This window comes from Streptomyces venezuelae (assembly GCF_008642375.1).
In the GTDB taxonomy this organism is placed as follows: domain Bacteria; phylum Actinomycetota; class Actinomycetes; order Streptomycetales; family Streptomycetaceae; genus Streptomyces; species Streptomyces venezuelae_G.
On record NZ_CP029194.1, the window covers coordinates 192,088 to 205,550 of the forward strand.

General features: G+C 69.3%; 13 protein-coding genes and 1 pseudogene. 4 read left to right on the forward strand and 10 right to left on the reverse strand.

The annotated features are described in order from the left end of the window. Nucleotides 1-34: 34 nt before the first annotated feature. Nucleotides 35-586: a DinB family protein gene (locus DEJ46_RS00865; RefSeq protein ID WP_150263496.1), complete on the reverse strand. Its 552-nt coding sequence runs from the start codon at nt 584-586 to the stop codon at nt 35-37. Nucleotides 587-681: 95 nt separating this feature from the next. On the opposite strand from DEJ46_RS00865, the gene DEJ46_RS00870 reads away from it, so the two are divergent. Next, a complete protein-coding gene (locus DEJ46_RS00870; RefSeq protein WP_150263498.1) occupies nt 682-954 on the forward strand; it encodes a hypothetical protein in 273 nt (90 codons plus the stop codon). A 171-nt stretch (nt 955-1,125) separates the two neighbouring features. Here the strand turns inward: DEJ46_RS00870 and DEJ46_RS00875 are convergent, their stop codons facing one another. Together DEJ46_RS00875 and DEJ46_RS00880 are read right to left on the reverse strand one after the other, a co-directional pair. Continuing rightward, nucleotides 1,126-1,884 carry an anti-sigma factor domain-containing protein gene (locus tag DEJ46_RS00875; RefSeq protein WP_150263499.1) on the reverse strand — a complete coding sequence of 253 codons (759 nt, stop codon included), beginning with the start codon at nt 1,882-1,884 and terminating at the stop codon, nt 1,126-1,128. Then, nucleotides 1,881-2,270 (reverse strand): annotated as a pseudogene (locus DEJ46_RS00880) (sigma-70 family RNA polymerase sigma factor); the annotation flags it as partial. The pseudogene DEJ46_RS00880 and the gene DEJ46_RS00875, both read right to left, overlap by 4 nt. 402 nt (nt 2,271-2,672) lie before the next feature. Between DEJ46_RS00880 and DEJ46_RS00885 the strand changes: the two are divergent. Continuing rightward, nucleotides 2,673-3,746 carry a TerC family protein gene (locus DEJ46_RS00885; protein ID WP_150273977.1) on the forward strand — a complete coding sequence of 358 codons (1,074 nt, stop codon included), beginning with the start codon at nt 2,673-2,675 and terminating at the stop codon, nt 3,744-3,746. Nucleotides 3,747-4,189: 443 nt separating this feature from the next. Here DEJ46_RS00885 and DEJ46_RS00895 read toward each other — a convergent pair whose 3' ends face one another. Together DEJ46_RS00895 and DEJ46_RS00900 are read right to left on the reverse strand one after the other, a co-directional pair. Further along, the gene (locus DEJ46_RS00895; protein WP_150263505.1) at nt 4,190-4,993 is read right to left on the reverse strand and encodes an ABC transporter permease; all 804 of its coding nucleotides are present in this window, start codon (nt 4,991-4,993) and stop codon (nt 4,190-4,192) included. Then, nucleotides 4,990-5,952, reverse strand: coding sequence for an ATP-binding cassette domain-containing protein (locus DEJ46_RS00900; RefSeq protein ID WP_150263506.1), 963 nt, complete (start codon nt 5,950-5,952; stop codon nt 4,990-4,992). Before DEJ46_RS00900 ends, DEJ46_RS00895 begins: the two co-directional genes overlap by 4 nt. A 218-nt stretch (nt 5,953-6,170) precedes the next feature. Here DEJ46_RS00900 and DEJ46_RS00905 point away from each other — a divergent pair, with 218 nt between their 5' ends. Together DEJ46_RS00905 and DEJ46_RS00910 are read left to right on the forward strand one after the other, a co-directional pair. Then, the gene (locus DEJ46_RS00905; RefSeq protein WP_150263508.1) at nt 6,171-6,908 is read left to right on the forward strand and encodes a GbsR/MarR family transcriptional regulator; all 738 of its coding nucleotides are present in this window, start codon (nt 6,171-6,173) and stop codon (nt 6,906-6,908) included. Nucleotides 6,909-7,225: 317 nt separating this feature from the next. Continuing rightward, nucleotides 7,226-7,819 (forward strand): DinB family protein, encoded by a 594-nt coding sequence (locus DEJ46_RS00910; protein WP_150263510.1) that lies wholly within the window; start codon nt 7,226-7,228, stop codon nt 7,817-7,819. 84 nt (nt 7,820-7,903) lie between these two features. Here the strand turns inward: DEJ46_RS00910 and DEJ46_RS00915 are convergent, their stop codons facing one another. The 5 genes from DEJ46_RS00915 to DEJ46_RS00935 all read right to left on the reverse strand — a co-directional run bounded on the left by DEJ46_RS00915 (nt 7,904) and on the right by DEJ46_RS00935 (nt 13,435). Beyond that, nucleotides 7,904-8,599, reverse strand: coding sequence for a transcriptional regulator (locus tag DEJ46_RS00915; RefSeq protein ID WP_223834439.1), 696 nt, complete (start codon nt 8,597-8,599; stop codon nt 7,904-7,906). Further along, the gene (locus tag DEJ46_RS00920; RefSeq protein WP_150263512.1) at nt 8,596-9,780 is read right to left on the reverse strand and encodes a pyridoxal-phosphate dependent enzyme; all 1,185 of its coding nucleotides are present in this window, start codon (nt 9,778-9,780) and stop codon (nt 8,596-8,598) included. Before DEJ46_RS00920 ends, DEJ46_RS00915 begins: the two co-directional genes overlap by 4 nt. Nucleotides 9,781-9,992: 212 nt before the next feature. Beyond that, entirely contained in the window at nt 9,993-11,831 is a 1,839-nt protein-coding gene (locus DEJ46_RS00925) for an APC family permease (protein ID WP_150263514.1), read from the reverse strand. Nucleotides 11,832-12,230: 399 nt separating this feature from the next. Further along, nucleotides 12,231-12,509 carry a hypothetical protein gene (locus DEJ46_RS00930; RefSeq protein ID WP_150263516.1) on the reverse strand — a complete coding sequence of 93 codons (279 nt, stop codon included), beginning with the start codon at nt 12,507-12,509 and terminating at the stop codon, nt 12,231-12,233. A 38-nt stretch (nt 12,510-12,547) separates the two neighbouring features. Beyond that, nucleotides 12,548-13,435, reverse strand: a complete 888-nt coding sequence (locus DEJ46_RS00935; protein WP_223834440.1) for an alpha/beta fold hydrolase — start codon at nt 13,433-13,435, stop codon at nt 12,548-12,550. Between the last annotated feature and the right edge of the window lie 28 nt (nt 13,436-13,463).

Here is a 13,463-nt window from a genome sequence, read left to right on the forward strand (position 1 = left end):
TGACGGCAGAGCATCCCTCACGAGTTGCCTCGGTTCACCTCGGCGGGTCCTCCCCCGTAAGGCCGTCGACGGACTCGCGGATGAGATCGGCGTGGCCCGCGTGGCGGGCGTACTCCTCGATGAGGTCCAGGAGAATCCGACGGAGGTTGGGGCGTTCGCCGCTACGGGTGGTGTAGGCACCGAGCTGGTCCAATCCGCCGGCGCTGAGTGCCTTGTCGATGATCACACGGGAACGTGCGACTGATTCCTGCCAGAGAGCGAGCAGTTGCTCGGGCGTGTCCTCGGCAGCGGAGCGGTAGTCCCAGTCAGGAGTGCTGTCCCAGTCGACGGTGTCCCAGGGGGCGCCGACGGGGGCGCCGAGCCACAGCCGGGCGAGGTGACTGTCCTCCACGTGCGCCAGGTGCTTCAACAGGCCGCCCAGAGTGACGGTGGACGTGCCGAGTGTGGCGCGAAGGCCGGAGGCGTCCAGGCCGGAGCACTTCCAGGCCAGCGTGGCCCGCTGGCGTTCGAGGGCGCCGAGGATGGCTTCTGCCTCGGTGCCTGCGAGTGGAGGTTCCGGCCATGCTTCGGTCTTGGTCTCAGTCATGGCCGCAGACCTTAGCGAACGGAGCCGATGGTGCTGCCGACAGGTGAACTGCAACGTGCCGTGCTCCCGAGCTCGGGGCGCCGCTGCTCTGGCGATTGCTCAACGGTGGCGCCGACGTCAACGCCGTGGCGAAGGGCCACGACACGCCGTTGCAGCTGCTCATGAGTCAGTGCGCGTACACCGACGAGGCGCTCGCGCCGTTCTGCGACGTGCTGTTCGCGCGAGGCGATCTCGACATGCTGATGATCGGCGCCGTTGAGAAGTCGGCGTACGCCATGGCGGTGAAGAGTATGCGCCGACAGGGGCTCAGGGCGCGCATGGAGCAGTACTTGCCCCTTCACGGCATCGAGATTCCCGAGACGGTCTGAGGGGCGGACGTCCGTCTCGTTCCGCCCTCCCGGCAGTACCCGGACAAGACCGCCGAGGCCTTCGGTCCCGTTGATGTTCGCCGGGCCCTTCCCGGCGCCTCGGGCCGTCGGCCCGGTGCCAGGAGGGAGGAGGGAGGAGGGAGGAGGGAGGAGCGAGTGAGCGGGTACGTGTCAGGCAGCCGGGAACGTGGCCAGGGCGATCGGCGGGCTGGTGGGGCGGGCCGAGCCACCGGCCGGCTCGAGCGTGACCCCCATGCCGGTCGCTCCCTCCACCGGTCCGTCCATCACCATCGCTGTGGTTGTGTGGTCAGGGTCGATCAGACCGGCCGGGCGCATCGTCCCCCGGTCGTTGAACCACAGCTGGTAGACCTTGCCACTGGGTGGTTCGGCCAGGTCCGCGGCTGTGAAGACCGCCCGGTCGAGGCTTCTGGAGACGACGACGGTGCCCGTCGCGCCCTGAGGCAGCCCGGTCGTGGTGAGCCGGGCGTCGGGCGCGGCCAGCACCGCGGCCACCTCTCCGGCCGCCTGCTCGACCCGCTGAGTCTCCTGTTCCGCGTCCTGTGCCAGGTTGTGCTGCACGACCGCCGTCCCGCCGAGCAGGACCGCCGAGGCGATGCTCGCGGCCAGGGCCCACAGCGGCCCCCGACGGGACCGGCCTCTGAGCGGGGCAGCCTGGGCGGGCGCGGCGGAGACGGCCGGCGGGACCTGCTGCACCTGGGCGATCCGGCGCAGCACGTCCTCCTGCAGCGACGGCGGGACCGGAGCCGAAGCCGCCAGGCCGAGCCTCGCCGTCGTCTCCGAAAGTGCCGTGACTTCCTCCCTGCAGGAGGCGCACTCGGCCAGGTGCCGCTCGTACGCCCGGCGCTCCTCGTCGCTCAGCGCGTCCAGGGCGTAGGCACCGGTGAGCGAGTGCCGGTCATCGGTGTTCATGCTGTCACTCCCAGGCAGTCGCGCAGCCGCATCAGGCCTTCTCGCATCCGGGGCTTCACCGTGCCCAGCGGCTCTCCGAGGTGCTCGGCCACTTCACGGTAGGTCAGCCCCTCGTAGTAGGCGAGCGTCACGGACCGCCGCTGTGGCGCGCTCAGCGTGTGCAGGCAGCGGCGGACGGCGTCCCGCTCCAGATGTGACTCGACCTCCTCGACCACGTGGTCGAACCCGGTCTGGCGGTCGAGCAGCGCCACGCGCGTTTCCCTCGCCGAAGCGGCCTGCTCCGACCGCACGCGGTCCACGGCGCGGCGGTGCGCGATGGTGAGCACCCACGTAAGCACCGATCCCTTGTCGGGGTCGTAACGCGGCGCGGTCCGCCACGCCTCCACGCCTCGCGGTCTCCCTGCGCCACTTGGCCCATCAGCGCGGGCAGAACGAGCAGCAGGTCCGGATGCTCGTCACCGGGGACGTCGTCCGTCACCGACGCGATTGTCCAGTACGTCTTCCGGACACCGCTGATTCGGAGCGGCGCGCTGCTCAGCTCGGTCCGAAAGCGACCCGATCCCCTGTAGTGCGGCCCGTGTCACTCCGGCGCACCAGGGACACGTTCCGTGAGCCTCTGCCCAGCAGCCGCCTCCGGTGCCAGAAGGGCGACCACCACCCTGCTCGGCACCCGTCGACGAGGGGCGGGAGCCCGCCCCGCCGTCTGCCGGATCGCTCGAGGGAGCGAATGGACGCAGAATGCGGTAGAGGGCCCGTATCTCCGCGTGGTCCGTCGGGGAGTGACTGACGTGCTCGAGGTCCCGCTCTGGCTGTGGCTGGCGTTCGCCGCGACGGTGGTGGTGTCGCTGGCGATAGACCTGCTGGCCCATCGCACCGAGCACGTCATCGGCTTCAAAGAAGCTGCTGCGTGGAGCGGCCTGTGGATAGGCCTGGCCCTGACCTTCGGCGCGGTCGTCTTCCTCGTCCTCGGTACGACGGCGGGCACGGAGTACACCACGGCGTGGCTGCTGGAGAAGAGCCTGTCGGTGGACAACCTCTTCGTCTTCGCCGTGATCTTCGCCTACTTCAAAGTGCCCCGCGCCTACCAGCACCGCGTGCTGTTCTTCGGCGTCATGGGCGCCCTGGTCTTCCGCGGCATCTTCCTCTCCCTCGGCGTCGCCGTGGTCAGCCGCTTCACCGCCGTACTCTTCGGCTTCGCCGCCGTCCTGTTCTACAGCACCTACAAGCTGCTCAAGGACGAGGAGGAGAGCTTCGACCCGGGCAAGAGCTTCGCCGTGCGGATGCTCCGCAAGATCATGCCGGTCCGCGACGAGTACGTCGGCATGAAGTTCTTCGTCAAGGAAGCGGGCAAGCGCGTGGCCACGCCGCTCCTGGCGGTGGTGGCCGCGATCGAGGCAGCCGACCTGATCTTCGCCGTCGACAGCGTGCCCGCCGTTCTCGCGGTCAGCGACGACGCCTTCATCGTCTACACCAGCAACGCCTTCGCCATCCTCGGTCTGCGGGCCCTGTACTTCATGCTCGCCGGACTCCTGGACCGCTTCCACTACCTGAACAAGGGCCTCGCGATCATCCTCGCCTTCATCGGCGTCAAGCTCGTCCTTCAGGCATCCCACAAGTTGATCAGCACCGGCATTCCCGAGATCCCTTCACCGGTCAGCCTCGCCGTCATCGTCGTCGTCCTGGCCGGTTCCGTGGTCCTCAGCCTGCTCCGGCCCGCCCCACTCCCACCGCCCCCTGCGGGCCCGGACGACAAGACCACCGCGCCGCCCGGAGCGGCAGCCACGGAGGACCCGGGCCCCGACGAAGGCGTAGATGTCGAGCCTGACCAGGATGGGAGGGATCCGCCCCGACCGGGCGCCTGATCGACGCCGGAGGGTACGTCCCCGTACGCCGTCCCGTTTGACGACCACAGGCCTTATTGTTAAAGAATGAGTAAAGCCGAGCATGAGACCGGTCCCCAGGGAGCGCTTGTCTGCCCGGTCTGCGAACAGCCCGTGACCACGATCGTGAAGAGACGGCACAAGACCCTCGGAGTCTTCGTGCCCGTGTGGCGACCCGGCCCCTGCCACAACCCCGATTGCCCTGAATATCTGGAGGACCCGGAGCATCCGGAACGCCAGGATGGATGACACGGCCGCCCGTCCTCCGCCTCGTGGCCTGTCTCATCACCTGCAGACACGCCAACCGTCAGGGCCTCTCGCCCGATCCCCTGCGGGTCGGCGGGTCGGCGGAGACGGTCGTGCAGTCCGCTCCGGGGAGGTGCCCCGCAGTTCGTGCAGTTCACGGGCTGACGCGACAGCGGCACTCACTTGGCGGGCTCGCGATCGTAGAGCTTCTTGGCCCATAGGTAGCCGCCCAGAGCGATCAGGGCGCACCAACCGATGGTCAGGATTGCACTGTTGTCGATCGGGTTGCCCATCAGCAGCCCGCGCAGGGTTTCGATGAACGGGGTGAACGGCTGGTAGTCGGCGAACCATTTCAGCCCGGTTGGCATGGAGTCGGTGGGGACGAACCCGCTGCCCGTCATGGGCAGGATCATCAGCGGCGTCAGCATGTTGCTCGCGGTGGCGACGCTCTTGGCGACCATGGCCAGTGCGACCGACAGCCAGGTGAGCGCGAGGATGATCAGGACGAGCACGCCGACCGCGCCGAGCCATGCGCCGAAGTCCGCGGTCGGCTCGAATCCCACCAGCAGCGCGGCCCCGATGACGGCAGCGATGCTCAGGAGGGTCTGGACCAGGCTGCCCAGCACATGTCCGGTGAGTACGGAGACCCGGGCGATGGCCATGGTGCGGAACCGGGCGACGATGCCCTCGGTCATGTCGATGGCCACCGAGATCGCCGTGCCCTGGGCCGCGGTCGCCACAGTCATCAGGATGACGCCGGGGACGACGTAGTTCACGTAGGCATCGCGGCCGCCCGACGGCCCGCCAAGGCCCGTGCCGAGGATGCCGCCGAGGACATAGACGAACAGCAGCAGGAAGACCACCGGAACCCCGGCGGCCGTCAGGATGAGCGTCGGGTAGCGCAGCATGTGCCGCAACTGGCGGCGCAACATGGTCGCCGAGTCGGCGAGGGCGTGGGGAACCGTACGGGAAACGCTGCTCATCGTGCGGTCTCCTGTTCCGTGACCGGGTTGCCCGTCAGGGCGAAGAAGACGTCATCGAGATCGGGGGTGTGGACCTGGAGTTCGTCCACGGTGAGCGAGGCGCGGTCGAGCCAGTCCAGCAACGCGCGCAAGGACCGGACATCGCCCTGGCTGGGGATCTGCAGGGTGCGTGCCTCGTCGTTGCGGGACACCACGTCCAGCGTCCGGGCCGCGTGGTCGTAACCGCGTGGGTCGGCGAACCGCAGGGTGACATGGCCGCCGCCGACCTGCCGTTTGAGCTCCTCCGGTGAGCCTTCCGCCACCAGCCTTCCCCCGTGCAGCACCGCGATCCGGTCGGCGAGTTGGTCGGCCTCCTCCAGATACTGGGTGGTGAGGAAGATCGTGACGCCCTCGTCGTTCACCAGTCCGCGGATGATCTCCCACATGGTCCGCCTGCTGCGCGGGTCCAGTCCGGTGGTCGGCTCGTCGAGGAAGATCACCCGAGGCCGGCCGACCAGCGTCATCGCGAGGTCCAAGCGGCGGCGCATCCCGCCGGAGTACGTCACCGCAGGCTTCCGGGCTGCGTCCATCAGATCGAACCGCGCCAGCAGTTCGGCGGCAGACCGCCTCCGTTCCCGGCGGGGCAGGTGGTTCAGGCAGGCCATCAGCAGCAGGTTTTCCTCGCCGGTGAGGAAGTTGTCCACTGCGGAGAACTGGCCGGTGACGCCGATCGCGGCGCGTACCGCGTCCGGATTCCGGACCACATCGTGGCCGGCGACTTGCATCTCCCCCGCGTCGGCACGGATGAGGGTGGACAGGATCTGCACCACGGTGGTCTTGCCCGCACCGTTCGGGCCGAGCAACGCGAAGACAGATCCCGCGGGGATGTCGAGGTCGATGCCGTCGAGCACCACGTGGTCGCCGTACGCCTTGTGTATCGCAGTCGCCGCTACTGCGGGGCGGCCGAGATCCGTAGTCATGGGGTTCCACTCCCGCCGGTGAGGTTCTGTGCCACATAGGCACCTTCACAATTCAGCGAAAGTTACGTTGCATTCACAAGATGGTCAATCGAATCAATGCGGAGAAGTAGCGTAGTTGCAGGTCAGTGCGTGCTATTCATTGCATCACCCTTGCCGTCTAATGCAACGGTAGTGCGTTGCATTACGCTGCTCTCGACACCGACCGCGGAGGACGCCCGATGCCTGGTGACAGACTCACCCTCCGGGACCGGCAGCAGATCGCCGCGGGACTGCGCGAGGAGCTGACCTACGCCGCCATCGGCCGGCTCGTCGGGCGACCCACTTCCACCGTCACCCGCGAGGTGATGCGCAACGGCGGGCCGCGCAGCTATCACGCCGAGGCGGCCCACCGGGCCGGCACACGCCACGCGAGCCGGCGCAGGGCCACTGCGCCGAAACCGTCACCAGCACGGGCCGACCTCGGCGGGCGTGATCCACGGGTCGTGGACGAGGTGGACGCGCAGAGCATGGAACTGATGGTCCAGGCCGGGCTCCCCCAGATGATGGCCAGGGTGCTCGCCGCGTTGTTCACCACCGACAGCGGCAGCCTCACCTCCGCGGAACTCGTGCGCCGCCTGCACGTCAGCCCCGCCTCCATCTCCAAGGCCATCGGCTACCTGGAGACCCAGGCACTCGTCAAACGCGAACGCGACCACCGCAGCCGCGCCGAACGCTACGCGATCGACGACGACGTAGCGTTCCAGTCGGTCATGGCCGGCGCGCGCAACCAGACCCAGATCGCCGAGGCTTGCAGGATCGCAGCCCGGCAGCTGGGCACCACCACCCCCGCCGGCGCCCGGCTGGAGAACACGAGCCAGTTCCTCCTCCACGTCATCGACGACCTGGTCCGCTCAGCCCAGCGCTGGCACGAGATCTACTCCACTCATCCTGGGAACGCCCCCGAAACCGACGACTGATCAGAGCACGTCGGCCTTGGAGGACGTTGCGTCAGAACGCGAGGACCGGCTCGACCGACGGATCCGGGACGACGCCGGCGGCATCCGATCAAACCCTGCGGTGCGACGCGCGGCACCGGGCGAGCGACCTCGCCGCCGCACATCCGACCACAGTCGCGGCCTGAGCGTGAACTGGAACGGGACGAAAGCCGGCCGCATCAGGGGTCCCGCGACGGCCGGTTCGCCGGCGTAGACGGACCCGTCGTCGGCTGATGACTTCCTGGGGAGCAGACGAACTCACGGGACCTCTGTCTGCAGGTGATGGGAGACTCGGGCCCATGAAGCCCAATGACCCCAAAGACGACCTGCACCGCTACCTCAAGGCGGCCCGCGAAGCCATCGTCTGGAAGGTGGACGGACTGTCCGAGTACGACATCCGCCGCCCCCTGACGCCGACGGGCACCAACCTCCTCGGCCTCGTCAAGCACCTGGCCGGCGTCGAACTCGGGTACTTCGGCCCGACCTTCGGCCGCCCGCACAACGAATCCCTCCCCTGGCACGAGGAGAGCGCCGAGCCCAACTCGGACATGTGGGCACCCGCCGACGAGTCGCGCGAGGATGTTCTCGGCCTCTACCACCGCGCCTGGGCGCACGCGGACGCGACGATCGAGGCGCTGCCGCTCGATGCGACGGGCCACGTCGCGTGGTGGGGTGACAACGGAGACGTGACGCTTCAGCGGATCATGCTGCACATGACGGCCGAGACCAACCGGCACGCCGGCCACGCCGACATCGTCCGCGAACTGATCGACGGCAAGGTCGGTATGCGGGAGGCCAACAGCAACATGGACGGCGGCGACGAGGCCTGGTACCAAAACCACTGGAACCGACTGGAGGCGTCCGCCAAGGAGGCTCAGGCCAAGCAGCGCTGACGTCGTCCCGGGAGGCGTTCACGCATTCCGGCCACCCAGGAACCTTCACCACGGAGCCGTTCCGAGCAGGCCCGCGGTGTATGGCTATTTCGTGTAGTTGTAGACGGTCGCCCGGGAGACGCCGAGCTGGTCCGCGATGACCTGTGCGGAGCTCCGGGTCTCGAAGAAACCCTCGCGATGCAGCTGGCGCACCAGCTCACGCTTCTGGTCGCGGTTGAGGCCGCGCGGGGTGCTGGAGCGCTGCGCCGCGAAGGAGTCGATGGCCGAGCGGAGTTCGCGCCCGGTGCGGTCGCGCAGTGTCTCCAGGGCCTCACCTTGGTGTTCGACCTCGGTGGCGACGAGGTTCGCGAGGGTCAGGGCCAGCGGGGACAGTGTGCTGACGTCCAGGTTCAGGCACAGGGCCGCGACGTAACGTCCCTCGGCGTTCTTGATGCCGATCGAGGTGCTCTTGGCCGGGCGCCCGTCGGGGAACCGGTTGTTGTAGTTCTGGATGACGCCGGGGTAGTCGGGGTCCGCGATGCGGCGCAGGCCCAGTTCCGTGGCGGAGTCACCGACCTGCCGTCCGGACAGGTTGTTCTCGATGACGCGGATGGCGCTGTCGGGTCGGCGCAGATCGTGCAGGACGACCTCGCACAGACCTGGGAACATGCGCCCGACCGCGACAGCGATGCGCTCGGCTTCCCGTACGAGGTGCTCGTCGTCCGGCAGGTAACGACCGTCTCCCGGTACGGCGGGCTGGACGGCGGGTTCGTCATCTCGTCGGCCGGTGGGGTGTGTCATCGAGTGCTGCCCGATTCCTGAGCGCCGTCACCGTTCCCGGCGAACACCGCGGCCATCTTCTCGGTGGACTTCAGCCCCGCACCGGTGAGCACGACCACGGTCGTCTCGTCCGGAGCGATGTCTCCGGTCGCGAGGAAGTGGTCGAGGGTCGCCGCGGCGACGCTGCTGGTCGGTTCGGCGTACAAGCCTCGCGCGCTCAGTGCACGGACCGCTGCGTGGATCTCCGCCTCGGGGACGGCACGAGCGGCGCCGCCGGAGCGGCGTATGGCCTGCAGCGCCTCAGGCAGCCGGACCGGTTGGGCGATGGCCGCGCCCTCGGCGATCGTCGGCAGCCGCTCGCCGCGGCCGGCCGGGTCGACGCCGTTGAACGTGTCGGCGATGGTCGCCCAGTGCTCGGGCTGCCCGACGAACAGGCGCGGGCGCCTGTCGATCTGGCCGGCGTCGAGCAGTTCGCCGAACGCCAGGTCGCACCCGATGATGTTGCTGCCGGCTCCGGCCACGAGGACCACGTTGTCGGGCGCGGTGAAGCCGAGGGACTCCCACATCTCATAGGCGATGGTCTTGGTGCCCTGGAGGAACATGGGGTGCCAGTTGTGGCTGGCGTAGGGGATCTGGTCGGACTGCCGGATCGCCTCGTCGGAGACCTCGTCGCGGGTGCCGCCGACCAGCTCGATCTCGGCTCCGTAGGCGCGGGCCTGGAGGATCTTGGCCGCCGAGGTGGCGGCGGGAACGATGATCTTGGCGCGGATGCCGGCCGCGGCGGCGTAGGCGGCCACCGCGGAGCCGCCGTTGCCCGAGCTGTCCTCGAGTACGCGGTCGGCTCCGTGCGCCGTGAGGTGGGACATCATCACGGACACGCCCCGGTCCTTGAAGCTGGAGGTCGGGTTGAACCACTCCAGTTTGAAGTAGACACGTCGACCGCCCCAGTCGACCGGAACCATCGGCGTGCATCCTTCGCCGAGGCTCACCCGCCTGGCGGCCGGGACGGGCAGGACCGCGTGGTAGCGCCACAGGGACCGTTCGGCGATGTCGATCTGCTCGGGACGCAGGCCCGGCAGCGCGCTGACGGCGAGTGGGCTGCCGTCCTCGCCCCGCCAGCGAGGATCGTCCAGGGAGTAGCGCCTTCCGGAGCGGTCGTAGAGGTCGGGGGCGGTAGTGGCTGAGTGCTGTTCGGCGTTCATGGGCGGCTCCGGCTTCTCCTCGCTCGACGTGCTGTTCGTGTCGCTGGGTCTCGCAGCCCGATGGGCACCCTGCCACCTTAGACGCACTATCCAGATTTACACAGCGTGTCGAATCGCTCCTCGACGCACTCTGCCCTGCGGGGATGCTGAGCGGCTCCGACAGCGCAGACTCCGGGCATCCCGTGTAGCCGAACGGTCAGGGGCAGACGTGATCAGCAGCGGAAGCGGAGGCGGCAGACGACGGCGTTCGTGTCGCGGCGGACGGCGTGGGCGACGACGGCGCCCCGCTGGTTCTGCAGGGCTCGCTGCCACAGGTGCTCGGGTTCGGCCTCGGGGACGAGGACGGTGACCCGGGTGCCCGGTTCGGTCGCCTCCAGGTCACGTACGTACGCGGTGATGGGCCGGCCGAGCGAGCGTCGCTCGGAGGGGAGCCTGACGAGGGGGACGCCCGGGTTCCACAGTGTCCAGTCGCGTTCGAGGGCCTCGGTGGCCTCGCGGTCCTCCGGGTCCGGGTGGCAGACGGTGACCGCGCGGACCTCGTCGCCGAGGGAGACGGCGGCGGTGAGGGCCTCGCTGGTGAGGCGGGTCAGGGACGAGACCGGGACCAGGACGAGGGAGCGCTCGCGGTGCGGCGGCTCGGGGATCCTGCCGACGCCGAGGCGCTCGCCGATCCTCCCGTACGCCCGGTGCACGGTCTCGAAGGCGAGGACGAGGGCGGGCAGGGCGATCACGATCAGCCAGGCGCCGTCGTGGAACTTGGTGGCGGTGACGACGACCGCGGCGACACCGGTGAGCACGGCGCCGAGGCCGTTGAGCAGGGCCTTCGCGGCCCGCTTGGGGCCGTGCTCGCGGTTCCAGTGCAGGACCATGCCGGTCTGGGCGATGGTGAAGCCGACGAAGACGCCGATCGCGAAGAGCGGGACGAGCGTGTTGGTGTCGCCGCCGGAGAAGACGAGCAGCGCGGCGGAGACGACGGCGAGCCAGACGACGCCGTGGCGGTGGACCTGGCGGTCGGCCTTCAGGCCGAAGACGTGCGGCAGATAGTTGTCGCGGGCGAGCAGCTTCAGCAGGACCGGCAGACCGCCGAACGAGGTGTTCGCCGACAGGGCGAGCAGCACCATGGTCGCGAACTGGACGACGTAGAAGGCCGCGTTGTGGCCGAGGGAGGCGTCGGCGAGCTGGGCGAGGACGGTGACCCCCTCGACCGGCTGGAGGCCGAAGCGGGAGATCAGGACCGAGAGCCCGATCAGCATCACACCGAGGAGCGCGCCCAGCGCGACCTCCGCGCGCATCGCCCGGCGGGCCGCCGGGGTACGGAAGGACGGCACGGCGTTCGCGATGGCCTCGACTCCGGTGAGCGCCGAGCAGCCCGAGGCGAACGCCTTCAGCAGGAGCAGAGCGCCCACGGTGGTGGCGTTGTCGGCGAGGACGGAGGCATGGCCGGCGGACGCGGCCGTCGAGACGGGGGCGTCGCGGAACAGGCCGACGACGATCAGGACCAGGATCGCGCCGATGAAGACGGCGGTCGGGACGATGAAGGCGCGGGCCGAGTCGACGATCCCTCGCAGGTTCACGCCCGTGATCAGCACCAGAACCGCCAGGCAGATCCACAGCCGGTCCCCGTGCAGCTCGGGGAAGGCCGAGGTCAGGGCGGCGGCACCGGCCGTCACGGCCACGGCGACGTTCAGGACGTAGTCGAGGACGAGGGACCCCGCCGCGACCAGGCTCGTGCGACGGCCGAGGTGTGCCTTGGCGACGGCGTAGGAACCGCCACCGTCCGGGAAGGCCGCGATGACCTGCCGGTACGAGGCCACGAGGACGGCCAGCAGACCGGCGATGGCCAGCGTGACCGGGAGCGTGAAGCCGAGCCCGTATCCGCCGGCTGCCGCGAGGACCAGGACGATGGCCTCGGGGCCGTACGCCACGGACGCCATCGCGTCGAGCGAGAGCGCGGCGAGCCCCGTGACGGCCGTCAGCTTGTGGCGCGCGCCGCTGTCCGGGGGTTCCTCGGCGACGGGTGCGACACCGTTCTCTGTGGTCAGAGCGGACATGCGGGTGATCTCCTTCGTACGCAGGTCCGCTCAGGGTGTGCCCTGGTCAGCGCGTTCCCCACGGTTGCCGGCGGGTTCTTGGCGCCGAACGGCACTCTCTTCACACCTTCTTGACGCGAGCACTCAGGAACCGTGGGCGCCTACGGGGCTACGGTCATCCCATGAGCCGGAACACGCCCTGTGGCTGCTCGGCACAGGAGCCTGGCTCCTCATCGCGGCCGTCCTGATCGAGCTCGTCCACCGCACGTGACCGCTCCGTCGGCGCCCTGCCGTCAAGGCCGACGCGCTCCCTCGGAGGCACGCGCCGGCGTCGCGGGGATGCCGTCCCGTCACCAGCCCTGCCACACAGGCCCAGGTCGGTGACCTGGGCCTGCGTCGTCGCCGTGGAGGCCGCTACTCCTACGTCATGTAGTTGTGGATCGGCCAGAACTGTGGCGTCGGGAACGGTGGCGTCACGCCTGCGGCCTGGAGAGCGGGTACGAGACGCTCCTGGATGAATCGCTTCGCGTCGTCCTCCGACTCCCAGACCTCGACGACGCGCCAGCCACCGTTCGGGCTCGGCCCCGCGGCGTGGAAGATGCCGCCCGCGGGCTTGTCCTGCAGGCCCAGATGGTCCCGGACCTTGTCGTAGATCTCCTGCGAACCGTGTGGATTGTCCACCAGCATGGCGATCGTCATCACTGCCTCCTCTTGTTCGGTTGTCCGTTTCCCCATGGTCATGTGACGTGCGGGGCGAGCGGGGTACGGATCTCCACCCGCAGCGCGCCCAGGAAGGCTTCGGGCTGCTCGAAGGCGGGGTCGTCGGCGGCGTCCTCGATCACGTGGAGCGGCCATCCGTGGCGGGCGCCTGCGGCCTCGGCGATCTTCAGCCGCACCTGGAGGTCCTGCCTCCCGCAGATCAGGCTCGTGGGCACGGCGATCCGTGCCAGGTCCGCCACCGGGATCGGGTTCATCGCGAACTCCGGCATGAGGCTACGCAGAGCGGCCTTCTGGCCAGGGGCACGGGCGCGGTCGAGCGCGTACGCCTCCAGCAACTCCATGCGCTCGCCGAGCTGTTCGCGCAGCCTGCCCAGGTCCGTCATACAGGCGCTCATGAGCCGGTCCTGGGCTCGTTCCGTGGGCCGTGCCATGAAACGGACCATGGCGAGCGCGAACCTGGGCGCGGGGCGGAACCGGCCGAGGCCGTACGAGTCGACCAGGACCAGTCGGGCGAGCCGGTCTCCGTGGTCGCAGGCGAAGCGGGCGGCGATGGCGCCGCCGAGCAGATGCCCGACCAGGACGGGCCGCGACGCACAGGTCCGCTCGATCAGCTCGCCCAGCCACGCGAGAACGCGGTCGGCCTTGAGGTGGCCTTCGCCCATCTCCGAGGCGCCGTGGCCGGGCAGGTCGGGAGCGACCACGGAGAAGGTCTCCATCAGTTCCGGCATCACGCGCATCCAGGTCGCCGCGAACTCCCCGGGGCCGTGGAGCAGGACCAGCGGCGGGCCGTCACCGCCTTCCAGTACGGCGGTCGGTATTCCGGCCAGGTCGATGCGTCGTTCCGTGGCGGGGAAGCCGGCGAGGAGCCGCTCGCGGATGTCACTGTCGGTGCAGGAGTCGTTCATCGTCACCACCTCCATCCGCTCCCAGCCT